Below are 25,740 nucleotides of genomic sequence, written 5' to 3' on the forward strand. Positions count from 1 at the left end.
GCCTGTTTTCATCTAAAGCGGGTATCCTCCCGCCAATATTATTGTACTAACAACCGCTTGCTGACAACTTCGTTGGTGGTTTTGACCCGAACAACATAAACGCCCCTCGCCAGGCCACTGACCGATAAATTTACCCGAGTGCTCGGCGAATCCGAATAGGTATAGTTGCGCAACTGGCGGCCGGTTGCATCGAACAGATCGACATTGAAGGTCTGAAATCCTTTTAGCTGAACATCAATCGAGGGATCGGCCGTGGCTGGATTTGGGTAAACACTAACAGTCAACGTTTCGGTTTCGGTCAGGGGCGATGAAACGGATTTTAACAGTTGCGCCCGACGCGGACTCAAGGTAAGTACCAGACGCATACGGGCCACCTGCCCGGCGGTGAAAAGATTCATACAGGCATCGGGCCAGTAGTTCATGTAATTTTCCACAAGGTCCCGCGTTTGCTGGCCGCTCACACAAGTCGAGAAAGTCTGCTTACAGCTTAACAGTTTCGACACTTCCGATCGATCCTCGGTTGGGGGCGTATCGTTTACATGATCATCCGCACAGCCGTTACCGTCGCCCCAGGTATGGATTAGACCCAGCCAATGCCCGATTTCGTGCGTGGCGGTTCTGCCGAGCGCATACAGCGACGTGCTGCTGACCGTACCTATTTTTCGGCCAAAGTACCTGTAATCGATAATCGAACCGTCCGTAAATTCATTCGTTGTGCCGGGCAAGCCTTTTAAGGTATCGGCCGCCGATGGGAACTGGGTATAGCCAATGTAAGAGTCTATTTTCGCAACCCAGATGTTCAGATACCGGTTGCTGGGCCAGTAGACTATTTGAGAAAGTAAAACATCGTCGTTAAATACATTGAATGACGATTTCTGCGGATAGTAATGACGGGTGATGCCTGTTGTTGGATTTCCATCGGGATCGGTGGTAGCGAGGAAAAATTCGATTCGGGCATCCGCCCCGATCGGACTGGCGTTAAACCCATTGGTTCCGTCTTTGCGTCGGTAATCCTCGTTCAGAACCTGAATTTGTGACAGTATCTGTTCATCCGAAATATTGACATTATTAGCACCACCCACTGTATTCGACGGGTTGCTGTGCACCACATGAACCACAACCGGAATTCGGTAAACGGTCTCGTCGGCCACTTGCCGAAGCGACTGTTCCTTTGACTGCGCCTGTTCAATACGAAGATTTAACTCATTTACCTCTCGAAGCCGATTGGGATTTCGCTGTTGCAGAATCCGCTCGTGATCAACCACGCCACAGCGGTTCATTAATTCTTCAGCAGTGCCTTGCGCCCAGGAAGCAGCAGACGTCACGACATACAAAAACGAACCGGCCAGCCAAAGCCAGCCGGTTCGTTTTGTTATGGTCAGGTTATTATTGACCTGCTTTCTCATACGCTGTAATAATTTCGCGAACGAGACGGTGACGCACAACGTCACGGCCATCGAGTTCAACGAATGAAATTCCTTTAATATTTTTCAAAATCTCGACAGACTCGATCAAGCCGGATTTCTGTCGATTAGGAAGATCTATCTGTGATCGATCACCGGTAATAATCGCCTTTGACGTTGGCCCCATCCTGGTCAAAAACATCTTCATTTGCATAGGGGTCGTGTTCTGGGCTTCATCGAGCAGGATAAACGCATTATTCAGCGTTCGACCCCGCATGTAAGCCAGAGGAGCAATTTCAATGATTCGATTCTCGGTATAAAACTTCAGCTTTTCTGCCGGAATCATATCGTCCAAAGCATCGTAGATAGGCCGCAGATACGGATCGATTTTCTCCTTCAGATCGCCCGGCAAAAAACCCAGATTTTCGCCCGCTTCGACCGCCGGCCGGGTTATGATGATCTTCTTAACTTCTTTGTTCTTCAGGGCCCGCACCGCAATGGCCACGGCGGTGTAGGTCTTTCCGGTTCCCGCCGGCCCAATGGCAAACACCAGATCGTGCTTTTCAGCGGCCTCAACCAGGCGTTTCTGATTATCAGTTTTTGCCCGAACTACCACGCCCCTGGTCCCATATACCAGCACCTCGTCATCATCGGGTGGCACGGGTGGACCACTGCTGGTGCCGTTTACGGGCTGACCACTGTGGCTGATATAATTCTGAACGTTTTCGTGCGTAATTTTTCCATATTTCTGGTAGTGCTCTATCAAAGAGTCCAGAATATCGCTGATGCGGCTAATTTCAGGCGTTGTGCCTTTAATACGTATCTCGTTGCCACGCGAGATGATTTTGCTCATAGGGAACGCAGCGGCCACTTCTTTAATGTTGTGGTTCTCTACGCCCAGAAAGTCGATGAGCGATACATTATCGAGGGTGATGACTTTTTCGACCAAACGATGATTTACGTTAAAGTGTGATTCCGAAAAGTAAGCGATTTCTTTCCTTCTACAACGCGTTTTCTTAAAAATTTATTCACTCCGGTCACTTTCTTATTCAGTGTTAATTTTTTGCACAAAACCAGTAATTTATGTTAGATAATTCCTATCTTGCTGATGTACAGACTTATACTTCCTGATAGTAATATGTACGCTAATTCATTAGTTAACCGTTGCTTAAATAATCGAATTTTTTTTCGGGCGTGTAGCATCAACATTACCAGAATGTTACGAACATTTTGGTGGGGATCAGGCCTATACGTAAAGCAGGTGGGGCTTGCCTTATGGGACCAAGATTGCGTAAACTTGCATTAACAGATGGAGAATAACGCCCGCCCCAACCAACACCTTCGTAAACCTTCCGGCTTTGCCGGAGGTCGTCAACAAGCCGGAAACCATTGGCTCGATACCGGCCTTGGTAAATTACCCCCACAAGCCCTTGACCTGGAAGAAGCGGTGCTCGGTGCGTTAATGATTGAAAAAGACGCGCTCTCTTCTGTCGTTGACATTCTAAAACCAGAAACGTTTTATAAAGAAGCTCATCAGCGAATTTATCAGGCTATCCTGACGCTGTTTGGCAACTCTGATCCCATCGACCTGTTGACTGTTACGCAGCAGCTGCGTAAAACCGGCGAAATTGAACTGGTGGGTGGCGGTGGTTTCGTGTCTGAACTAACGTTTCGGGTTAACTCTGCTGCAAACATTGAGTACCACGCTCGTATTGTCTCCGAGCAGGCCCTGAAACGGGCACTCATTTCTATGTCGTCGACCATTTTGCGCGATGCTTACGAGGATACCACCGATGTTTTCGAACTCCTCGACCGTACCGAGCAATCCCTCTTCAAGATTTCGGAATCGAACATCAAGAAGAACTACGCCGACATGAGCACCATTGTCCGGATGGCGCTGAATGAACTCGAAACCAAGAAAAACCAGGAGGGACTAACCGGTGTGCCGTCGGGCTTCACCAACCTCGACCGCGTAACATCCGGTTGGCAACCTACAGAATTGATCATTCTGGCGGCCAGACCAGCCATGGGTAAAACCGCTTTTGTGGTGAGTGCGCTGCGTAATGCCGCTGTCGACCACGGCAAACCCGTTGCCATTTTCTCTCTGGAGATGTCGTCTGTTCAGTTGGTCAACCGTCTTATTTCGGCCGAAGCTGAAATTGATTCTGAAAAGATCAGGAAAGGTACGCTGGCTCCGCACGAATGGACGCAGCTTCACCATAAAATACAGCGGCTTACCGAAGCACCTATTTTCATTGATGATACCCCTGCCCTAACCATTCTGGAACTACGGGCCAAATGCCGACGACTGAAAGCCCAGCACGACATACAGATGGTGGTTATTGACTACCTCCAGTTGATGTCGGGCGATACTTCGGGCGGTAAGAGTGGCAACCGGGAACAGGAGATCGCGTCGATTTCGCGGGCCTTAAAGAACCTGGCGAAAGAACTGAATGTACCGGTTATTGCCCTGTCGCAGTTGAGCCGGGCCGTTGAAACACGTGGTGGCGATAAGAAACCACAGCTTTCCGACCTTCGTGAATCGGGGTCTATTGAGCAGGATGCCGACATGGTGTGTTTCCTTTACCGCCCTGAATACTATAACATTACAGCCGACGAAAACGGTAACTCAACGGCGGGTATCGGTGAGGTCATCATCGCTAAAAACCGTAGTGGTTCGCTGGATACCATTCAATTACGGTTTGTTGCCAAATTCACCAAATTCTGCGATCTGGATTCGTATTTTGAACCGGTACAGGCGCAGGGATTTGCCCCGGAAGTGAACGGTCTGAGCAGCTTCGAAGCACCGCCATCGGCGGGTAGCGTTTTCAAGAGCAAGGCCAACACCATGTCGAATTTCGGCAACGCCGATCCTACTCAGGAAACTCCATTTTAATTGTAGTTGGTTACCCGGTGTAGTACCGAAGTAGTACGTTGATGTTTCCCAAAAGTTTGATGCAATTCGGCTAGCTTTTAGGAAAGAGGTCGATTTGCTCCGTTATATTCGTGCTTTCCGTTTTACAAACCCCTATAGCATGAATCTACTACGTTTACTTCCTTGCCTACTGATCTGCGTTGCTTCGCTTACGCAGGCCCAAAAGTTGAGAGGACTGGATAAAAGTCCGATGGACATGGCCTATTACCCTGATGATTTTGCCCATGACCGCAAATTTGCCCCCGCCAAAGTTGGCAATAAAGTTTTCGCCCGGGTTACGTATAGCCGTCCGGCTAAAAAGGAACGAGAGGTATTTGGCAAATTAATTCCGTATGATAAGGTATGGCGGGTAGGTGCCAATGAAGCGACCGAAGTAAAGTTTTTTACGGATGCCGTGATTCAGGGAAAAAAGATCAAAGCGGGTGTTTATTCATTCTATGTCATCCCAAAAGAAAACGAATGGACGCTTGTTCTGAATACGGATCTGGACCAGTGGGGCGCCTACAATTATAAACCGGAGCTGGATGTGTTACGCATAAATGCCCCGGTTAAAAAGACCGACGAACTGGTAGAAAATCTCAGTATCCAATTTAGGAAGGCGGGAGATAAAGTTCTGGAGTCAGTCCTTATGATTGCCTGGGACAACGTTCTGGTGGAAACCCCGGTGACGTTCACCCCCTAGGAGCTCGTGAAGTAGTAATTGGTTGAGTGGTTGATTAGTGAATAATCTATTAGAAAGAGCCAACCAATTAATTGGTGAAAGGTATTTATTCCGTAAAAACCGTCCATAAAAGAAGCCTGGTCTGATGAACAGGCCGGGCTTCTTCTTTATGCAACCGGTATCAAAAGTTTGGCTTCAAAAGGTACTTGTTGTAAAACTCATCAATGACCTTAACAGCCTCCGTTGGGGTATCAACGATACTGATCAGTTTCATATCCTCGGGATTGATGTTGTGTTGTTCGCCCAGCATCACATCCGTGATCCAGTCGATCAGACCCTGCCAATACGATCGTCCGACCAAAACGATCGGGAAACGGGCAATTTTTCTGGTCTGGATGAGGGTCAGCGCTTCAAAGAGTTCGTCGAGGGTTCCCATTCCACCGGGCATCACGACAAATCCCTGGGCGTATTTAACAAACATCACTTTTCGAACAAAAAAGAAGTCAAAGTTGATGCTTTTATCAGGGTCGATATAGATGTTGCTGTGCTGCTCAAACGGTAATTTAATATTCAGTCCAACTGATTTACCACCCTGTTCAAAAGCACCTTTGTTGCCTGCTTCCATAATACCGGGTCCACCACCAGTTATAACCCCATAGCCATGCCGAACGAGTTTGGCGGCAATTTCTTCGGTCATTTTATAATAGGGACTGTCGGGTTTTGTGCGGGCCGAACCAAAAATTGACACACAGGGGCCGATCTTAGCCAGCTTATCAAAGCCTTCCACAAATTCGGCCATTACCTTAAAAATCACCCAGGAATCGGCTGTCTTTATTTCATTCCAGTCGTGATCCTGAAAGGCATCTTTAATGCGTTGTTCGTCGGGTGTTAGCAGTAACTCGTCGCGCTTGGGTAAATCATTCGTAATGCGTTCGGTGCTCTGCGTTTCAGAGCGATGAACATTTTCTTTCGTTTCTTCCATTTACGTACTAAAAAAGGCAGTGGGCGCGAAGTGAACTCACTAGATTAGATAAATAATTTGCTTCCCAACTTGTCAGCGAGCCCGTTGTCCGGAACAAAATAGGGACTCAATAGCGAGAAGGAATAAGTTAACGAGTTTTCAAAAGAAAATGTTTCCTGCCGGTAATATACCGGATTATCACTTTACGAGCATCGTTATACGTATTGATCAATAAGCCGCCCCTTCTTCCTTCTACACAAAAAGCCCCTGATTTCAGGGGCTTTTTGTGTAGAAGGAAGAAGAACAATTGCTCACTTTCTTCGACTTTCCAGAAAAGTTTCGATGCGATCAAGCGCCACTGTCAATTCATCTACGGTCGGCAGACAAACGATGCGAAAGTGATCGTTGTGAATGTAGTTAAAGCCATTTCCAGCCACCACGAGCACTTTTTGTTCAATCAGAAGATTTAGGACAAAATCGTCATCGTTGGCCAGATGAAACTGGGTAAAATCGATTCTGGGGAAGATGTACAAGGCCCCTTTAGGCTTTACGCAACTGATCCCTGGAATAGCCGCCATGCGTTCGTAGGCCAGCATCATCTGCTTATGAAGCCGTCCCATGGGCATTACCAGATCATTTATGCTTTGGTAACCTCCCAGCGCGGTTTGTATGGCAAACTGGGTAGGCACATTGGCACAGAGTCGCATACTGGCCAGCAGTGTCAACCCTTCAATGTACGATTTGGCCCGTTGGCGGGCGCCACTCAATATCATCCAGCCACCCCGAAAGCCCGCTGCCCGGTAATTTTTCGACAGCCCTCCCATCGTAATACACAAGGTATCATGAATCATTTTAGAAATGGGGTAGTGAACGGCGCCGTTGTAAAGTATCCGGTCATATATCTCATCCGAAAAAACGATGAGCTTGTGCTTCTCAGCAATCCTGGCAATCCCTTCCAGCACCGATTTTTCATAAACGGCACCGGTAGGGTTGTTCGGGTTTATGACGACGATTGCCCGCGTGCGGGGAGTTATTTTGCTTTCCAGATCGGCCAGATCAGGGTTCCAGTCAGCGGCTTCGTCGCAAATGTAGTGCACCGGCTTGCCCCCACAGAAAGCCACTGAAGCTGTCCAGAGTGGATAATCGGGTGATGGCACCAGCACTTCGTCGCCCTCGTTGAGCAAAGCCTGCATGGAGAGCATGATTAGCTCGCTGACGCCGTTACCAATGTATATATCGTTGATAGCAATACCGGGTAAACCAATGTTCTGCGTATGGTGCATAACGGCTTTTCGGGCCGCAAACAACCCACGCGAGTCAGAATAGCCCTGCGCGTTACGAATATTCAGAATGATGTCGTGGACAATTTCGTCGGGGGCATCGAAGCCAAACGTGGCCGGATTGCCAATATTCAGACTGATAATTTTGTATCCCTGACTTTCCAGTTCGAGCGACTTCTCGTAAATCGGCCCCCGAATGTCATATTTAAGATTGGTAAGCCTATCGCTTTTCAGTATTTCCATACCCGGTAATTCCATCCTGCAAAAGTACGGAAAGTAAACAATAGTGAAGGTGGGATTTGACAATCCTCCGTTTATCTTCAGTCGAAAACGGAGGACTCACTTAGAAGAAACGGGTGTTGGTGGTGAAGTTCACCAGTTGCTGCGTATTAAACAGGTTGTTCATCAGGTTGATGTTATTCAATTGCGCCTGTTGATACGTCCTGACTTTATCGAGGTAGTCCAGCAAGCCAATGGTGCGGGCGTTATACGCTTTTGTGGCTTCCAGCGAAATATTCTGAATTCGATCCAGATAACCCTCCGGTCGGGCATGATACTGATCATAATAGGTGTTTAGTTTGTCAAATGCATTGAGCACGTCACTTTGAACAACAGTACGTTGATTTTCCAGACCGCTGGTAACACTTTTCAATGTTGTCTCCGCTGAGCGAATGGCCCCCTGGTTCCGGTTTCGAACGGGCAGATCCATGGACAGTTGCAGACCGACGAAGTTATTATAAGCGTTACCGTATTTCTCAAATAACAGGCCCGTTGTCAGGTCAGGTGTTCGCCGGGCTTTTTCCAGTGCCAGACTTCGCTCGGCATTGTTGATCTGCTCCTGCGACAGCCCGATATCAGGACGATTTGTCATGGCGGAGTCGATAGCCGTTGAAAGGGCCGGCAGGTTTGTCTGGAGCGGAGGCAGCTCGGTAGGCAGAATGAACGTGCCAGCGGACTGACGAAGCAGAACGCGCAGGATTGCCTGATCATCGGCTAACTGGGTGCGGTAATTGGCACTATTGGATTGCAGGTCACGGATGGCTACTTCGAGCCGGGTAACCTCATAGGCAGCCACCCCCCCGGTCCGGAGTGCCATACGGTACGATTCCAGCAGCCGCTGCTGGCGAACCAGTTCATCGTCAAACAAATGCAGCACCTGAAGGTCATAATACAAATTCGCGTAAGTGGTGTAGAGTTGGTAATGGAGCGTCCGCATGATGTCCCGAAACGCCAGTTGAGACAGCGACCGGTTGCTTTCGGCCAAAGCGACCAGTTTACTTCGTTTACCAGCCAGCAAAACCACCTGCTGCAGCTGTACGGCATAATACCCACTGTTATAGATACCCGCATCCATATCGGCTTGTGACGGCCGGCCATAGGGAAGCACCTTTTTCGTATTCGGGTTATACAGGTTTCCCTGAAACCATAGATTGGGATTGGGGCGCAGCCCGGCCTGGGTAATTGCGGCATCGGCAATATTGATTTGATACCGCTGGGCCAGCAGCTGAAAGTTGCGTTCAACAAACAGTTGCTCAAGTTGCGGAAGAGTTTGGCGGATCGTATCCGGAGCTGGCGTAACAGACTGGGCCTTCAGCGATATCGTTGTTAAAAGGCCACCGAGAAGGAACAAAAAAAGAACTTTTATGCGTGATTGGGACCGATTCATACAGAAAATTCGGGACAGGGAAAATCTGCCTTAATTGGTCGGCAAGTACCGACGGCGTTGTTAAGGTGTGGTTAAAGCCCTATTAATTAGTTCTTAAAAATGAGTAATTCCCGAAGAGCGTAGGAAATAAGCTTCAAATGAAAATTTAAAGAAGTTTTAATAACCCTTTAAACTGGCTTTAAACTCAGTCAAACACCTTTGTTGTTAAATTCTTATCAACGTTTCCGGGTGTATGAAAATCCTTCTTATTCAAAGTGACACAGACTATCTAGAGTTTCTAAATCGAACGCTGACCGAACGGCAATACACCCTTGAGATGGCCACCGATGGCTACACAGGTCTGGCGATGGGCCTGCACGCCCGCTTCGACCTTATTCTACTCGACACCCACTTGACCCGTATGAACGGCCTTGACGTGATACGGCGTCTTAGGCAGGAAAATGACTCGACACCCGTTCTGCTGGTCTCGCACTCCGATGACGCGGCCGAAAAAGCGAAAGGACTCTATGCCGGTGCAGACGATTACCTGGTACGGCCCTGTGATGCCGACGAACTGCTCGCCCGGATTTATGCGCTGCATCGCCGACGAACGGGTGGATTCAATGCACCCTCCATTCTTTCGGTCGATAATCTTGAACTGAATGTAGCGGAAAAGGTAGCCTACCGGGCAAACCAGCGCATCAAGCTGACTGCCCGCGAGTTTCAGTTACTTGAATTTCTTATCAAAAATGCCGGTCGGGTTGTTACAAAGGCCCAGATTCTGGAAAAAGTATGGGATAACAACCCCATCAACAGCACGAATAAAGTAGAAGTCTACATCAATTTCCTCCGTAAGAAAATTGACCGCGATTTTGATCATAAGTTGATCCACACCGCAATGGGTGTCGGCTATTTACTTCGCGCCGGAAATTAGCAGGATGTAGGATGTGTGCTGTATCTTGGCCGGATTTCGTACGTCATCTATCTTTTCCAACCTCTTTGTCGATTTTGGGTTAAGTAGGCATATGGTTGCAGTTTACATACTCACGCTTTCACTTCTAACCTTCCGGACGGACACATTAGTCCCGGCCGATACAACTCGTCCGAAACGTTTTCGTATCAAACCGGCCATCAATCTCGACTTTCGGGACTCGTTTCTTGAAAGCCAGCATGTGAACGTCTGGGGTGTCAACGCTGGAATTAGCTATGGCGCCAAGCGCCATCAGGTTACCATTGGTTATTACTGGATCAATTACGCCACCTACCTCCGGTTGATCGACTGGCGACGAAACGCGGCCCAGCGGATCAATCTCAATTATTATACCCGCACCGATCTGTGGTTTATCAGCAGCCAGTACTGGTGGAATCTGGTGAACAATAAGCGCTGGATGGTCAGTTTTCCGGTTGAGCTTGGCGGGGGCGTGGCCTATGCCCTGCCGCTCAATCTGACTAAAGACAGCCCTATTGACCGAACGCGCCGTAGTTTCTTTGTTCCGCTTCAAGCCGGGGCTTATGCCCAATGGAAAGCCACGCGCTGGTTAGGGCTGACCGCCCAGATCGGCTACCGGGTTTCCGTCTTTCAGACCGATATTGACCAGAACTTCAACGGAAGCTATTATAGCATCGGCGTTTCTATTTACCCGGCGCTACCGGCAGACATTTGGCGGTGGGTGAAAACCGGAGACCGCATATCGCCCCTACACGCGCCTAAGACCCGCCCATTGGACAGTAAATAAAGTCTTAATGGCCGCTAAAGCTATTTTTGCCAACTAATTATGGGGAGCCAATTTACCTCTGTCAGGGTTAGTCTGTTCAGTATACTTGCCAAAGAACAACATCACCAACCTCGCTGTGTACTCGTTCACTCCTCCATAAATCCAGCCAGTTTCGACAGCAGATCGAAGAGTTGGAATAGCAGTTACTGTAACTTCCGAACGAAGCAGAGCCTCACCTAGTCGTCTTTAACACCCTTATTGTAGTACTGATGATAATTTAAGTTTCTATTCTGGAAGGGTACCGAATTATAGAGATCGGAAGAATTAAACGATTTACCCTTTTCTATTTGCCTACTCTGATAGGCGGCCCGGTTGTTCTGGTATAAGTAAAGGCATGGGAATTGGTAAAACCAGGCAGTTTTGGGCTTTTCAAATCGAAATCACATAACCCCATGACTGTAGACAACTTATCCCTGCGCATCTTCCTTCTTTCTTGGATGGTCACGGTGGCCTGTTTACCAGCCTTTTCGCAGCTTGTCACGTCCGGCGTTTACGCCTATAAACCAGCCTCTGTTCTCAACTCTACGAATTATGAAGAGCGTTTGATTTTAGAAGGGACAACCAGGGACTATTCACATCTACTTGTGCAGCTCATCACTGTACCGGCCAATAAGCCAAGTCAGCCCAGCCAACAGATCGAAGAAGAGGCTTTACTTTTTGTGAAAGAGGGTGAATTAACGTTAACGCTGGGGAGTAAACGCACAACGCTAAAGCCCGGCAGTCTTGTCATGATCATGCCGGGTGATGACTTTCAGGTTGACAATAAAAACGCTCAACCCCTCGTCTATTATCAGATTCGGTACACCTCTAACGAAATGCCCGATCTGGATTTATATCGTTTACTCGGTGGGTCGTTCTGGATCGACAGGCAGACGCTTATGGCTACCCAACAGCGTACGGTTAATTATGGCACCCTAATGAGCAGCCGTGTTGCCATGAATATTACTACCATCGAACCTGATTTAACAGGTCCGCCACCCCACACGCATCGGGCGGCAGAGATTGTAATCGTGCTGGACAAACCGGTTCAGGCAACTGTTGGGGGGCAACCCATAAAGGCAAGTGATGGCAGTATCATCTTTGTGGATTCAGAAACACCGCACAGCATTAGCACAAATATTCAGACAGGCAGCACCTGCTTCACCTTTCAATTTTAAGGTTCATTGATTACTCTATTCCGGGTCCATTGGTAGCGATACAACGACTTTTCGAATGTACCGTTACCAAAGGCCAGGTCTTTAAAGTTCTCAAAAATCGCTGGTATTATAAGCGGTCGATACGACCCGGTTCCAGTCGGGGTGGCGTTTGAGGTACGCGGCCACAAAAGGACACAGGGGCACAATTTTAAGGTCGTGCTCCTCCACATATTGCAGAACACCTTCTACCAGTTTCGAGCCAACGCCATGCCCTTCGAGGCTCTGATCCACTTCGGTATGGGTCAGGGCGAGCGTTTCATCATCTACTTTCTGATAGACCACGATGGACAGTTTGCCATCGGTTACCAGTTCAAACTGGTGGCGGTGCGTATTATTTTTCAGTGCGTTCTCAGTCATGTTATTCATACGTTTTTAAACGTTCTACACAAAAAAATGCTGACTTGTTCAAACCAGAGATCGTAATTTGCCAACAACTTTACGCCCAGCCCGGCCATGAACCGTCTCGATCGACTAACCAGCATTCTGATTCATCTGCAAACCAAACGAGTTGTTCGGGCTCAGGAGTTAGCCGACCGATTCAACATCAGCCTTCGGACTGTTTACCGCGATATTCGTTCGCTGGAAGAAGCCGGTGTACCCATCGGAGCCGAAGCCGGTGTGGGGTACTTTCTGACCGACTATCACCTGCCCCCTGTCATGTTCAGCACTGCCGAAGCAAGCGCGCTGCTGATGGGCGGAAAATTGATGGAAAAGTGGGCCGATCAGTCGGTCCAGACAAAATTCGAATCGGCACTTTACAAGATTAAGTCCGTCCTCAAACATACCGATCAGGAATACCTGACTAACCTCGATGCCCATATTGATGTCGCAAAACCGGCTCTGAGCACTCCTTACTCAAATGATCTGCTCGTCGACCTTCAGCAGGCCATTGCTCAACACCATGTGCTTACCCTTCGCTATCATTCGCAGTATAACGATACCGATTCCACGCGTAATGTGGAGCCGGTGGGTCTTTATCACTATAACCTAAGCTGGCACCTGATCGCCTTTTGCCGAAACCGTCAGGACTACCGCGACTTCCGGGTCGATCGCATTCGTCAGCTTACCGATACAGGTGAGCAATTTTCCCGTCGGGACCGGCTTACCTTACAGGAATACCTCGATAAAATGGGCACGACCGATATGCCGACGGTTTCGGTAACGGTACTGTTCCAGAAAAAGACAACCCGGTATTTACAGCACCAAAAACACCTGTATGGATTTCAGCGGGAAGAGGATTTAGGCGACCAGATACGCATGTATTTTCAAACGCCCTATGCGGAAGGACTGGTGCGCTGGCTGCTCATGTTTGGCAATGCCGCCACCATCGAGCAGCCCGATATGCTACGGAACCGACTGCTGGCGTTGATCGATGAAATTCATACCCACTACACCGATCAACTAATCAATATGCCAGCCTGAGACTGCTTATTCCCCCTGAAAGCTAAGACACCACTTAAATGAAAAAGGTAGATTCCCAATGAACATTTTAGCTATAAAAATTATTTATACTCCTGAAGCGACTTTTCAGTCATGAAGGAGCATGTCGACGGCCCACTCAATTGAGTGGTTTTACTTACCCACGCACCTGTTTGATTTGATCTACTTCCTTGAATTGAAATTGAGATTTTTTTATTAAAAAAAGACGGCATATTCGTAGTCGGTATTTCCGTCTCGGTCTGCATCTGAGTACATTCGTGTACTGATAGTTTCGCGTAAGAATCGCCCATAAAAAGAATTATGCCGCAGCAATTTCCAATTTTATTAGTTGACGACGATCCATTAATTGCTGATGTTTTAGAGCGAGCATCCGTAAGTGCTTTTCCAGAAGCTTCTTTCATTCACGTAACCAGTTTCGACGAAGCCAAAAAATTTATTGAAGAATTAGTTGGCAAAGGGCCAAAGATAGTATTGCTTGACATCGACCTACAGGATAAGGTCGATGGGCTTGATTTTTTGGCTTTATTGCGGGCGCATCCTAAAGGACGTATATTACCTGTAGTCATGTTATCGGCCAGTAAGACGCCTACGCTGGTGGAGCGTGCCTATTCATACGGAGCCTCCTCGTTTACGCTAAAGCCCTTTAGCTACGCAGACTGGAAAGTATACTTAAGCAACCTCAAAACCTACTGGTACGAAACCGTAACATTATTGGACGTACGGCATTATAAGGAAGAATAGTCTTTCAGGTATCAAATCCTTCAGCTTAGCAGGAATACTATCCAGTATTTTGCTAAGCTTTTTTTGTGTCAAATTCTGCCCGGTCACCGCTATTCCATCGCTATCCCCGAAATTTAGTACTTTGCAGAGTCAATACGTTCCGTTCCTAACAACATGAGAAAGTACACGATTGCTTTATTTGTTTTTTGCCTGCCCATCTTCATCAATTGTTCTCATTTACAATCGAACAAAACTCCGAATGAAGACAGCGGCCCTAAACCCTTAGCCCTGACCGTTGAACTGGTCGACAATGATTACCAGAAAAAAGGCCAGTCAAGGTCCGTTTTGACCTTGACAAACACAGGCAGTGAAGCCTTACCGGCTTCTGGCTGGAAACTATATTTTAACGGAGGCAGTCCCAACAGTTTTGATGCCTCAGTGGCGCAGGTGAAACTCTTCAACGGTGATCTGCATTACATCAGCCCCGGACCGTCGTTTGCCAAACTGGAACCCGGCAAGTCGACAACCCTGCAGGTGTTGAGCGGAAAAATTCGGAACAAAACAGACTTCCCCACCGGTTTTTATCTGGTATTTGATAAAGACCCGGAAAAGGCTTACCCGGTGGAAACGACCTTTAAATCAGGTACTGTTTATGAAAAATCGGATCGCCTTCTGACCGAGCGAATCTTTGATCAGAATGAAAAAATAAAGGCTATTCCGGCGGATAAGCATCCTAAAGTATTTCCAACGCCGGTTTCTTATCAGGAAAAGGGAACTCCTTTTCAATTGGATAACCAGGTCGTTATAGTTTCAGACAAGTCGTTCACTCAGGAAGCTCAGTATTTGGCGAATCGCCTGGAAACAGCGCTGGGCAAAAAACCAGTTGTACAGGCACAGGGAACAGGAAAAGCAATTTCGCTCCTGAAAAAAGCTTCGCTCCCCGCCGAAGGCTATACGTTGCACGTTGGGGCAGATGGCGTTCAGATTTCAGCATCCACGGGGGCGGGTGCCTTTTACGGTATTCAATCGGTTCTGACGCTGCTGCCTGCTTCAGCCTTTTCCGAAAAAGTAACAAGCATCAGCTTACCAGGCATGGAAGTTACCGACTCTCCGCGCTTCCCCTATCGTGCCTTTATGCTGGATATGGCCCGCAATTTCCAGCCGAAATCAGAAGTGCTTAAAATACTCGACGCCATGGCGCTTTATAAGATGAACGCCTTTCATTTTCACTTCAGTGAAGATGAAGGCTGGCGCCTGGAAATTCCGTCGCTGCCGGAACTGACAACCGTTGGTGCCACCCGCGCCCACACGACCGACCCGACTAAAGCCCTTTTGCCATCGTATGGCTCCGGCCCTAACACGGAAAACAAAGCAGGAACGGGTTTTTACACCAAAGCCGATTTTATTGAAATCCTTAAATATGCCCGCGAGCGACACATTGACGTGATCCCGGAAATTGAGTCGCCGGGGCACGCCCGGGCGGCCATTAAAGCAATGGATTCCCGCTACAGCCGACTCATGAAGGCAGGCAACAAGGCCGAAGCGGAACGCTACCTCCTGCACGACCTGGCGGATAAATCGGTCTACCGCTCAGTACAGGGCTGGGACGACAATGTCATCGACGTTTCTTTACCCTCCACCTATGCGTTTCTGGAGCGCGTGGTCGACGATATACGGAGCATGTATCAGGAAGCGGGTGCGCCCCTGAAAACGATTCACTTCGGGGGCGATGAAGTGCCGGGGGGCGTCTGGGAAAAGTCACCGTCTGTACAAAAGCTGATCGCCGGGAATCCGGCCGTCAAGAACACAGATGATCTGTGGTATTACTATTTTGGGAAAGTAAATCAGCTGCTCAAATCCCGAAGCCTGTTCCTATCTGGCTGGGAAGAGATCGGATTGAAGAAAGTGAAGCTGAACGGGCGATCGACCTGGGTTCCCAACGAAACGTTTGCCTCGCAGAACTTCCGGGTGAATGTCTGGAAAAACAGCCCGGGCTCAGGAGCTGAAGACCTGGCCTACCGGATGGCCAACGCCGGCTACAAAGTCATCCTGACCGGGGTTACGCACATGTATCTGGACCTGGCTTACTCGACCTCATCGCAGGAACCCGGTCAGTATTGGGGCGGCTATGTCGACATCGACAAACCCTTTTATTTCATCCCGTTCAATTACCTCCGCAACCTTAAAGACGACCGGACGGGCAACCGCATCAACCCGTCGATGATCAAAGGAAAGGAAATGCTGACCGAAAAAGGGAAAGCCAATATCGTGGGTATCGAAGCCCCCCTTTGGTCGGAGACCAACCGGACACCCGAGCAGTTTGAGTACAAGATGTTCCCGAAGTTACTGGCCGTAGCGGAGCGGTCCTGGGCAAAAGATCCCGCCTGGGCGATCGAAACAAACGAAGCGAAAAGCGAACAGCTCTACGACCAGGCCTGGTCTGAATTTATTTCAACAGTGGGTAAACAGGAATTACCCCGCCTGGACCATTACGCGGGTGGTTTTGCCTACCGAATTCCGCCGGTTGGTGCTAAAGTGATCAATGGAAAAGTGGCGGCTAACGTTCAGTTTCCCGGCTTAACCATCCGATATACGACAGATGGCACTGAACCAACTGTCCAAAGCCCCGTCTATTCGGCACCGTTGACTAACAGCGGCACCATTAAGTTCAAAGTCTTTAATGCCACTGGCCGATCCAGTGATACCATAACGATACGACCGTAACAAACCTATCCTGATGTCTACTGCAACGCCTACCCGTTTCCCATCTCTGGATGTGTTTAGAGGGCTTACAATCTGTTTCATGATCATCGTGAATACGCCGGGCAGTGGTGCCACGCCGTTTGCCCCGTTGTTACACGCCCATTGGCATGGCTTTACCCCGACCGATCTCGTGTTCCCGTCCTTTCTATTTGTGGTGGGCAATGCCATGAGCTTCGCTATAAAAAAGTATCAGGCTCTCGGCACCTCGGCCGTGTTGGGTAAAATAGCCAAACGAACAGCGCTGATCTTTCTGTTGGGCTACCTCATGTACTGGTTCCCGTTCTTCAAACTCAACGAGTCGGGTGATGTGACCAGCTTCCCGATCAGCGAGACACGTATCTGGGGCGTACTGCAACGGATTGCGCTCTGTTACGGCATTGCATCGCTTCTTGTTTATTTTCTGTCTTTCCGGACCGTCATTTACCTGAGCATTGCCTTTTTGGTTGGTTACTGGCTGATTCTGCTGGGCTGGGGTGATCCTGCTGATCCGTTTAGTATGACCAGCAACGCGGGTTCTCATCTGGATACGTTCCTATTTGGGGATGCACACCTGTACCATGGTGAAGGGTTGGCTTTTGAGCCCGAGGGATTGCTGAGTACCTTACCCGCCATTGTGAATGTAGTGATCGGATACTACGCCGGTCAGTTCGTGCAGCATACGGGAACCACTTACGAGGGCGTCGCCAAATTATTACTGGTAGGCGCAGCCCTGATCCTGGCCGCTCTATGCTGGAACATGGTTTTTCCTATCAATAAAAAGTTGTGGACAAGTTCGTTTGTTCTGCTGACAACCGGCATCGACCTATGCCTGATGGCATCCCTGATTTATGCGATCGATATCAGGAAGTGGACAAATCCGAACTGGACGACCTTCTTTATCATTCCGGGCAAGAATCCACTGTTTATCTACTTACTGTCTGAAGTTCTCGCTATTGCCCTGTATATGATTCCGGTAGGTTCGGGCGATAGTCTGTTTTCGTGGATAAGCACCCATATTTACCAAAATTTGGTTCCGGGCGCTATCGGCTCACTGCTATTCGCCATTTCCTTTATGCTGCTTTGCTGGAGCGTAGGCTGGGTATTAGACCGGCGAAAGATATATGTGCGGGTTTGATAAGCATAATCCGCTAATAAGCAAAAAGCCCATCTCCATGCAGAAAATGGACTTTTTGCTTATTAGCGGATTATGGTTAAAAGTCAGAGTAATCAGATTAGATTGCGCCAAACAGATCTATTAAGACCATGATACAGTTGATAAAATGATTAACCACAGAGGCACAAAGAGCACAGAGGTCTGTTAGGCAAGACTGTAAATCACTGGAACCTCCGTGCCCTTTGTGCCTCTGTGGTTAATCATTTTTCATTTACTGGCACCTAGACGGAGCGGTAAGCCAAATAAAGTGTAGATGCCAACCTATTAAACGGGTCAAAAGCCGTTTTCCGCCATCAGGATAACGCAAGCTCATTCTGCTCGGCATTCGCTTCCTGTGTGGTTTTGTCGACGATCTCTTTAATGATTTGCAACGGCACACGTACCCAATCGGGGCGGTGCGTCAGCTCATAATTCAAATCAGCTATCGCTTTTTCCAGCAAATACGTTTCAAGCATCATTTGCAGATCATCCGGCTGGCTGGGGATGAACGAACTTCCCTGAACCGTTTCCAGATAAGCCTTCAGGAAGAACCCGCTCATGTAGCGGGCACAAAACTCGGCAAACGGCATCAGGCGTGCGGTCTCTTCCTGCGTTACCTGGTGATCTGTCAAAAAGCCTTCATAAACGACGTAATAAAAGGAACGTATCATGGTGGCCACATCGCGCAGGGGCGATCGTTTCAACCGTCGTTCGCTGTAGCTGCGGGTGGGGTCACCACCAAAATCCTGAATGGCAATATCTTTGCCGGTCAACAGGATTTTTTCCAGTTGCAAATCGCCATGAATACGAATTTTGGTCGTATCCAGTTTAGTCCTGTAGATTCTCCGGAGGGTGATGAGCACGTCTTCTTTTCGTTCGAGCATCTGCTCCACATCAATCCGTACATCTTCCGGCAGCCGTTGCAGGTTCCGCTTCTGACTCTGGTAGCTTTCCCGAACCAGCGATTGCAGACCCGAGAAAAGGGAGCGCTGGTAGTGCAAAGAGAAGTCTTCCGGAGCAAATTCTTTCCGGACCTTATTAGAGGCCAGGGCTTTATGCATCTCTCCTATTCGGATACCCAGCAACTTTGCCTGGTCGGCAGCGCGTCGGCCCAGCAACTCCTGCGTCTCGGCAGGCAGGCTGTCGAACGAGACCGGTTCGCTCAGGGTACCCTGTGGCACTGCCAGAGCCGCATCCAGCTGGGTTTTATCCCTCGCCAGAATTCGCTCAATGTAATTGTTGACACGCTCCAGTACATAGCCTTTTCCGTCGCCATGCCGGGACACCATTTCTTCCATCGTGCCCAGCATAACGGGCTCACCCGAAGACCCCATTTTGATCATACCGACCAGTGTGGGCACATTGGGGTACTTGGCTGTCTCAGACAGAAAATATGTCAATTCGGCATCAGGATTAGCGGCTAGGTCTACCTTGCGGTACAATTTTAACAGGTAGCCGTGATCATAACTGATCGACACATAGCCCTGATTAGACGATACCAGCTTCGGCTTAATATCCGGGTGTTCCTGGAGATAGGTCTTCACTTCGGGCTTACTCTGAAACTGAAGATTCCCCTGCATAACGCTTTTTTCCTGCGTTAACTGCGCCAGCAAGGCAAGTTGTACTTCTTTTAAATAAAGCCCGTCACACAGGATACCTGTTTCATTTCCTACGTCAATGGTGGCCAAAACCGCCTGCGGGCACGAGTCTTTCAGCTTTGAGCCGTAAGCATCCCTGGCAAAAGCAATAACGACCTGGAAAGTTTCCGGCAAACCCCGCTCGTAAGATATCTCAATCAGGAGCATGTACGCCTTTCCTTCGTTCAGGTTAAGTGTACCATGGTTCAGCACCGATATACCCCGCATCGTTTGCCGCTTATCGTCAAACCAATCGGCCCGAATCAGGTAATACGGCAGCAGCTGCGTTTCCAGCAAACTCCGGTTGCGGCTCGACATCAACTCGTTCCAGTCGTCAATGCGGAACGCCGGCAGGTGATACGAACGGACAATTTCGGCGTGGGTTTTCTCCAGCACAAACCATTGGTAGTCGTGCGGGGCCAGTGTGAAAAAGTAGGTCTCACTATCGGAAATAGCCGGAAATGAATTTTTGCTGAACGCTTCAATGGGAACGTATCCTTTAAAACCTTTTAGTTCGACCTCTGCCGGTTGGGCGTACTTTGACAGGTTGACCACGATCAGGAGCGTCTGATCTTCGTACGAACGGGTAAACGCCAGCACTTTCGGGTTTTCGACATTCAGAAACACCATATTTCCGCGCCCGAATGCCTTGTAGTTTTTGCGGAGGTTAATCATTCGCTTCATGAACCAGAAGAGCGACGAGGTATTACGACGCTGGTTTTCTACGTTCACGGATTCATAATGATACTCCGAATCGAGAATGGTGGGCAGGTATAGTTTCTGTGGATTAGTACTGGAGAAACCCGCGTTCCGGTCTGGCGACCATTGCATGGGAGTTCGTACACCATCCCGGTCGCCCAGGTACACATTATCACCCATTCCGATTTCGTCGCCATAGTAAATGACGGGCGTGCCGGGCAGCGAAAACAGCAAACTGTTCAGCAGTTCAATTCGCTTCCGGTTGTTCTCCATGAGCGGAGCCAGCCGGTGGCGGATGCCCAGGTTGATTTTTGCCTTTGGGTCTTTGGCGTAGGTCTTGTACATGTAATCCCGCTCTTCGTCGGTAACCATTTCGAGGGTTAGCTCGTCGTGGTTTCGGAGGAAGATGGCCCATTGGCAATTATCGGGTATGGCGGGTGTCTGCTCAAAAATATCGGTAATGGGGTACCGGTCTTCCATCTGCAGGGCCATGAACATACGGGGCATGACCGGGAAGTGGTAGTTCATGTGGCACTCATCGCCATCCCCAAAATACGAGGCCGAGTCCTCCGGCCACATATTAGCTTCGGCCAGAAACAGCACACCCGGAAAATGATCGTCGATGTGTTTACGGAGCTTTTTCAGGAAAGCATGGGTTTCGGGCAGGTTTTCGCCATTGGTTCCCTCGCGCTCGTACAGATAGGGAACGGCATCCAGCCGAAAACCATCGACACCCATCTCGCACCAGTAGTCAATCATTTTGAACACTTCGCTCTGTACCAGCGGATTGTCGTAATTCAGATCGGGTTGGTGATGAAAGAACCGGTGCCAGTAATACTGCTGGGCTTCATGATCCCAGGTCCAGTTGGAAGTTTCATAATCCTGGAAAATGATCCGAACATCCTTGAACTGGGTGGGGTCGTCAGTCCAGACGTAATAATCGCGTTCCGGCGATCCTTTGGGCGCTTTGCGGGCCCGTTGAAACCAGGGGTGCTGATCGGAGGTATGGTTAATGACCAACTCCGTAATGACTTTAAGATTCCGTTGGTGGGCCTCGCTGAGCAGCGTCTTAAACTCCTCAATGGTGCCATACGACGGATTGATGGCGTAGTAGTCAGCAATATCATACCCATCGTCCCGCAAAGGCGACGGATAGAACGGTAGCAACCAAATGGCCGTAACGCCCAACTCCTGTAAATAATCTAACTTCTCAAGCAGCCCCTGAAAATCGCCGATTCCATCGCCGTTACCATCCCGAAAGGCTTTTATGTGTAGTTCATAGATAATCGCGTCCTTGTACCAGAGGAGATTATCCTGTATTTCTGCGCTGTTGATTGGCATAATAGCTTAAGATTAAGGCACTGTCATTGCCTGCCAGTTCATTACATAACCAAAAAACGAGCGTAGCGTTTTGGTTTTATGTGATAACGGCGTCTTAAGCGCTCAGAGTTAGTATGTTAAGGCAATTGACTTAGTAGATTATTTATTTTCTTTTCTAATAAACTTACCAAGTTCCTGTCATATCGTGTCAGCTGGTGAGCAGAACAACAAGCCTGTCTGAAATATTTATGGCTTGCTCTTTTTCAATGCCTGCATGGCCTTTGCATACCGCCGTCCAAGTTCACGGGCCGATTCTGCATTGAAATGTGTGGCATCCCCCCCATCGGTCAACCCCGACGCGTTGGCACAGGCGACCCGCGAGACGCGGTTGGGCAGGTTTATCAAAATGGCATTGACCTGAACAGCCGACGGATTCTTTGCTGTAAAAAAATCGCCCAATGTTCCGACCACCACCGGAGTAGCTGGAGCCTTAAAAACCTGCCGGAAGCGGCTAATGAGCTGGATTAACTTCTGTTCGTACAGGGCGGCTAGTTCGGGCTTACTATCGCTCTCGCCCTGATGCCAAAGAATACCTTGGAGTGTCCCTGACTGCTGGGCAAGCTGCACCCGCTTAATACCCTCATCATACGGGTAATTTTTTGTCTGCTCGTGGTACCCGCCCGGCTGCCAGGCGTCGATCGCCGACCCGCCCACGGCCGTGGGGATCAGACCAATAAATAGAGAGGTGTCTTCTTCGGCCATTTGTTTGCCAAATGCCAAACCGGGTCCAACGCCCACCACTGCCGGTTTATCGAAATGCATAGGTTCTGTGGCCGGAACCCACTGATTGGCTTTATTTAACATCCATACACGCGGGTGAGGGGTTTTATCGACACTGTCAACTTTCCCCCGACCGGCCATGTTCGACTGCCCCGCCAGCATGTACAAATGGAATTTAGCCGGTTTTAAACCTGCTGGCAAAGTCGGTTGCGCCAGAGCAGTTGCCTGACTGAAAACGCACAATGCGATCAATAGAAAAAGCTTATTGTTCATTATCAAAGAGGTGCTTGTAGTGCCTTAACGTTCTTACTGAAGAGGTTTTTGTAGTGCCCGCCGTCCCGATCGGGTGCTTATCTGGTATTTATCGCCCGGCCGGGACGGTCGGCACTACAATCAACGTAACGTACTTTTCCAGCTTGTCCACTCCCCCATCAGCTTACTAAAATTAGCTTGTGCTTCCTTCACGGCGGCAACAGCCTGCGTGGTGGGTGGCATATCGGCATCCTGAAGAGTGCCGAACAGTGAACTGAACGCTCTGTTGAGGCCGTTCAGGCTCGTTTGCAATGTGCTGAATGTTTTTTTCTGGGCGTCCGTCATCGAACGACTTTTCAAATCCAATGCTTCTTGCTGCAAAGCCATGACGCTTTTTCGTCCGCCAAACACGATGAGCGATAGGTCGTGCTGTTGTTTCAGCGCCAAAGGACTTGTTTTAACCCGAGGGTCCATCGTAATTACCAAAGGCTGCGTAACGGTTTTGCCGTTTGCCGTCAGCGAGACCGTGTAGGTGCCCGGCATGACCCAGGGCGAGGTAAACTCCGGTGCCGTTTGGTGGAAAGTTGCCGCAATTGGGTAGGAAGGCGGACCAGGCAGTGGGGCGTAATGCAGATCCCACATAAACCGGTGCGAGCCAGCTGCACCCGACAAAATCTGCTGCGGCCGAATCCAGTAAGCAGGCAGATTTACATCGGGAACAGCATAGGGTTTATCGTCGCTCCGGAATTGATGCACGGTTTTGCCAGCCGCATCGGTAATCGTCATCGTAACGACCTGACCGGCATTTTCCTTCAGGTAATAGTCGATGATGGCTCCATCGGGTGGATTCTGCCCGGCGGGTTCTTCTTGCGGCAGCGGAGTATCGGGGTTCATGTTCCAGCGTACCCGGTAGGCTCGCTGGGGTTTATACAGGATCGTTGCTGTTTTTTCCAGATCCGCAGTAAGTTGTCTTAGCGGGGTAATGTCGTCCAGAATCCAGAATGACCGGCCGTGGGTGCCCACCACCAGGTCATCGTCTTTAATGACCAGATCGCGAATTGACGTAGCGGGCATATTGAGCCGCAGCGGTTGCCAGTGTACGCCATCGTCAAACGACACATGCACGGCCGTTTCTGACCCGGCAAACAGCAGTCCTTTCCGTATTGGGTCTTCCCGAACGGCATTGATAGGATCGTTGGGCAGGCCCGTGACAATTTCCTGCCAGGTTTTCCCCCCATCGTGCGTCCGGTAAATATGGGGGCGCAGGTCGTCACAGCGAATGCGGTTTACAGCGGCATAGGCGGTGTTATCGTCAAAGTGTCCGGCGTCGATGAGCGATACTTTACTCCAGGAGCCCACGCCCGGCGGGGTTACATTTTTCCAGGTTTTACCGCCATCGCGGGTCAGCTGAATCAGCCCATCGTCAGTTCCTATCCAAATGGTGTTGATGTTTTTTTGCGAAGGCGCAATGGTGTAAATAACCCCACGAGCGGGCATTTTCGCCATATCGGCCGTGCGGTATACGCCTACGCTTTCGGGAATGTCGGGATAGGACGTTCGTGTCAGATCGGGGCTGATGACCTGCCAACTGTTACCGCCATTGCGGGTTTTGAACAGGACATTTCCGGCGAAATAAAGCTCCTTAGGATCAATGGGCGAGAAGAGCACCGGGGCGGTTCGGACAAAACGGTATTTACCCGACCGGACCGCTTCAGGGGCGATGTTCTGCACCTGCCCGGTCCGTTTGTCGAATTTTGTCACCTTACCCCCGTAAATAATATTGGGATCGAGCGGGTCGGCCGCCACATAGCCGTATTCCTCCACGCCCACCGGGTGCCACTCCCGAAAGGTTATCTGCCCATCGTTTCCGCGGCTGGCAATGCCTACCGAGCCGCTCTCCTGTTGACCGCCTAACACATTGTACGGGAAGCTGTTATCCGTACTCACATGATAGAACTGAGCTGTTGGCTGGTTGTACCACGAACTGAAAGTTTGACCACCGTTGACGGTGACAATACCGCCCTGATCACCCGCCAGAAGCAACGTATTTGGGTCATTGGGGTTAATCCAAAGACGATGGTAATCGTCGCCACCGGGTGCCCCCCGGAAGTCGTTCCAGGTTTTACCCCCATCGTTCGATTTCCAGGCCGACACATCGGCAATGAACACAATATCGGGGTTGGTGGGGTGCGCTTTTACTTCGGCAAAGTCGCTCCCCCGGCCCCAAAGCCGCTGGTCATTATTGATACGTGTCCAGGACTGGCCTCCATTATCAGAGCGATACACCCCACCCAGTTCAGGCGCGTCGACCGTTGCATACAGACGATTGGGCTCACCAGGTGCAATACAAAAGCCAATCCGGCCCAGCCCCTGCTCAACGGTGGGCAGCCCTGTCGTCAATTTTTGCCAGGTTGTTCCGCCATCCGTCGATTTGAACAGACCGCTTTCGGGTCCCTGCCACTGCCTGTTTTCCCAGGGGCCTTGTCGGGCAGCCCATAGGTCGGCATACACAATGTTCGGATTTTTTGGATCAATGGTTACCTGAACAGCGCCCGTGTTTTCATCCTTATACAGCACCCGCTCCCAGTTTTTCCCCCCATCGACGGTTCGGTACACACCCCGTTCGGTATTGGGGCCGTATGGATGTCCGAGTACGGCGGCAAAAACCCGGTTCTCATTGGTGGGGTCAATACTGATGCCGCCAATCTGCTGCCCGTCTTTAAGACCCAGAAACGACCAGGTCTTCCCGGCATCCGTCGATTTATACATGCCGTTCCCCACCGACAGATCAGGCCTTTGGAGCCCCTCGCCACTGGCTACATAAACGACATTAGGATTAGAGGGTGCCACAGCGACGTCGCCAATGGAGCCGGTCGACTGGTCGTCAAAAATAGGCACCCATGTGCGGCCATAGTCCGTCGTTTTCCAGACACCGCCGTTATTAACACCGATATAAAAAACGTTCGGTTGCTGCGGAACACCGGTAGCCCCCACCGTTCGGCCACCCCGGTGCGGCCCGATCATCCGCCATTTCATGGCATCGAATAACTTGGGAGAAAAGGGCTGCGCGTATAGGGTGGCTGTAAAAAAAAAGAAAGCTAATCCTAGAAATAGCCTATTACGAGTGCAGTGTAAGGACAT

At 49.7% G+C, this 25,740-nt stretch carries 18 protein-coding genes; 9 read left to right on the forward strand and 9 right to left on the reverse strand.

Annotated elements, in window-relative coordinates:
• Positions 1-38 precede the first annotated feature (38 nt).
• Both ACYVK4_RS17410 and ACYVK4_RS17415 read right to left on the reverse strand, forming a co-directional pair.
• Positions 39-1,406 (reverse strand): M43 family zinc metalloprotease, encoded by a 1,368-nt coding sequence (locus ACYVK4_RS17410; RefSeq protein ID WP_461128795.1) that lies wholly within the window; start codon positions 1,404-1,406, stop codon positions 39-41.
• Complete coding sequence (locus ACYVK4_RS17415) at positions 1,387-2,352, reverse strand: PhoH family protein (protein WP_461128796.1); 966 nt, start codon at positions 2,350-2,352, stop codon at positions 1,387-1,389. Before ACYVK4_RS17415 ends, ACYVK4_RS17410 begins: the two co-directional genes overlap by 20 nt.
• A 360-nt stretch (positions 2,353-2,712) precedes the next feature.
• Here ACYVK4_RS17415 and dnaB point away from each other — a divergent pair, with 360 nt between their 5' ends.
• Complete coding sequence (gene dnaB / locus ACYVK4_RS17420) at positions 2,713-4,299, forward strand: replicative DNA helicase (RefSeq protein ID WP_461128797.1); 1,587 nt, start codon at positions 2,713-2,715, stop codon at positions 4,297-4,299.
• A gap of 139 nt (positions 4,300-4,438) precedes the next feature.
• Complete coding sequence (locus tag ACYVK4_RS17425) at positions 4,439-5,020, forward strand: DUF2911 domain-containing protein (RefSeq protein ID WP_461128798.1); 582 nt, start codon at positions 4,439-4,441, stop codon at positions 5,018-5,020.
• 160 nt (positions 5,021-5,180) lie between these two features.
• Here the strand turns inward: ACYVK4_RS17425 and ACYVK4_RS17430 are convergent, their stop codons facing one another.
• The 3 genes from ACYVK4_RS17430 to ACYVK4_RS17440 form a co-directional block, all read right to left on the reverse strand.
• A complete protein-coding gene (locus ACYVK4_RS17430) occupies positions 5,181-5,981 on the reverse strand; it encodes an LOG family protein (RefSeq protein WP_461128799.1) in 801 nt (266 codons plus the stop codon).
• Between the two features lie 290 nt (positions 5,982-6,271).
• Entirely contained in the window at positions 6,272-7,483 is a 1,212-nt protein-coding gene (locus ACYVK4_RS17435) for a pyridoxal phosphate-dependent aminotransferase (protein ID WP_461128800.1), read from the reverse strand.
• Between the two features lie 100 nt (positions 7,484-7,583).
• Positions 7,584-8,906 (reverse strand): TolC family protein, encoded by a 1,323-nt coding sequence (locus tag ACYVK4_RS17440; protein WP_461128801.1) that lies wholly within the window; start codon positions 8,904-8,906, stop codon positions 7,584-7,586.
• A gap of 232 nt (positions 8,907-9,138) precedes the next feature.
• On the opposite strand from ACYVK4_RS17440, the gene ACYVK4_RS17445 reads away from it, so the two are divergent.
• The 3 genes from ACYVK4_RS17445 (at position 9,139) to ACYVK4_RS17455 (ending at position 11,817) form a co-directional block, all read left to right on the forward strand.
• Positions 9,139-9,819: a response regulator transcription factor gene (locus ACYVK4_RS17445; RefSeq protein ID WP_461128802.1), complete on the forward strand. Its 681-nt coding sequence runs from the start codon at positions 9,139-9,141 to the stop codon at positions 9,817-9,819.
• 91 nt (positions 9,820-9,910) lie between these two features.
• Positions 9,911-10,621 carry a hypothetical protein gene (locus ACYVK4_RS17450; RefSeq protein ID WP_461128803.1) on the forward strand — a complete coding sequence of 237 codons (711 nt, stop codon included), beginning with the start codon at positions 9,911-9,913 and terminating at the stop codon, positions 10,619-10,621.
• Between the two features lie 431 nt (positions 10,622-11,052).
• The gene (locus ACYVK4_RS17455) at positions 11,053-11,817 is read left to right on the forward strand and encodes a cupin domain-containing protein (protein ID WP_461128804.1); all 765 of its coding nucleotides are present in this window, start codon (positions 11,053-11,055) and stop codon (positions 11,815-11,817) included.
• A gap of 90 nt (positions 11,818-11,907) precedes the next feature.
• Here the strand turns inward: ACYVK4_RS17455 and ACYVK4_RS17460 are convergent, their stop codons facing one another.
• Entirely contained in the window at positions 11,908-12,222 is a 315-nt protein-coding gene (locus ACYVK4_RS17460) for a GNAT family N-acetyltransferase (protein ID WP_461128805.1), read from the reverse strand.
• 87 nt (positions 12,223-12,309) lie between these two features.
• Here ACYVK4_RS17460 and ACYVK4_RS17465 point away from each other — a divergent pair, with 87 nt between their 5' ends.
• The 4 genes from ACYVK4_RS17465 (at position 12,310) to ACYVK4_RS17480 (ending at position 17,893) form a co-directional block, all read left to right on the forward strand.
• Complete coding sequence (locus tag ACYVK4_RS17465; RefSeq protein WP_461128806.1) at positions 12,310-13,278, forward strand: helix-turn-helix transcriptional regulator; 969 nt, start codon at positions 12,310-12,312, stop codon at positions 13,276-13,278.
• Between the two features lie 318 nt (positions 13,279-13,596).
• A complete protein-coding gene (locus tag ACYVK4_RS17470) occupies positions 13,597-14,037 on the forward strand; it encodes a response regulator (RefSeq protein WP_461128807.1) in 441 nt (146 codons plus the stop codon).
• Between the two features lie 153 nt (positions 14,038-14,190).
• Complete coding sequence (locus ACYVK4_RS17475; protein ID WP_461128808.1) at positions 14,191-16,740, forward strand: family 20 glycosylhydrolase; 2,550 nt, start codon at positions 14,191-14,193, stop codon at positions 16,738-16,740.
• A gap of 13 nt (positions 16,741-16,753) precedes the next feature.
• Complete coding sequence (locus ACYVK4_RS17480; protein WP_461128809.1) at positions 16,754-17,893, forward strand: acyltransferase family protein; 1,140 nt, start codon at positions 16,754-16,756, stop codon at positions 17,891-17,893.
• Positions 17,894-18,225: 332 nt separating this feature from the next.
• Here the strand turns inward: ACYVK4_RS17480 and treS are convergent, their stop codons facing one another.
• The 3 genes from treS to ACYVK4_RS17495 all read right to left on the reverse strand — a co-directional run bounded on the left by treS (position 18,226) and on the right by ACYVK4_RS17495 (position 25,635).
• Complete coding sequence (treS, locus tag ACYVK4_RS17485; RefSeq protein ID WP_461128810.1) at positions 18,226-21,588, reverse strand: maltose alpha-D-glucosyltransferase; 3,363 nt, start codon at positions 21,586-21,588, stop codon at positions 18,226-18,228.
• 225 nt (positions 21,589-21,813) lie between these two features.
• The gene (locus tag ACYVK4_RS17490; RefSeq protein ID WP_461128811.1) at positions 21,814-22,620 is read right to left on the reverse strand and encodes a sialate O-acetylesterase; all 807 of its coding nucleotides are present in this window, start codon (positions 22,618-22,620) and stop codon (positions 21,814-21,816) included.
• Between the two features lie 120 nt (positions 22,621-22,740).
• Positions 22,741-25,635, reverse strand: a complete 2,895-nt coding sequence (locus ACYVK4_RS17495; protein WP_461128812.1) for a WD40/YVTN/BNR-like repeat-containing protein — start codon at positions 25,633-25,635, stop codon at positions 22,741-22,743.
• Between the last annotated feature and the right edge of the window lie 105 nt (positions 25,636-25,740).

The sequence above is a fragment of the Spirosoma aerophilum genome (assembly GCF_054782495.1).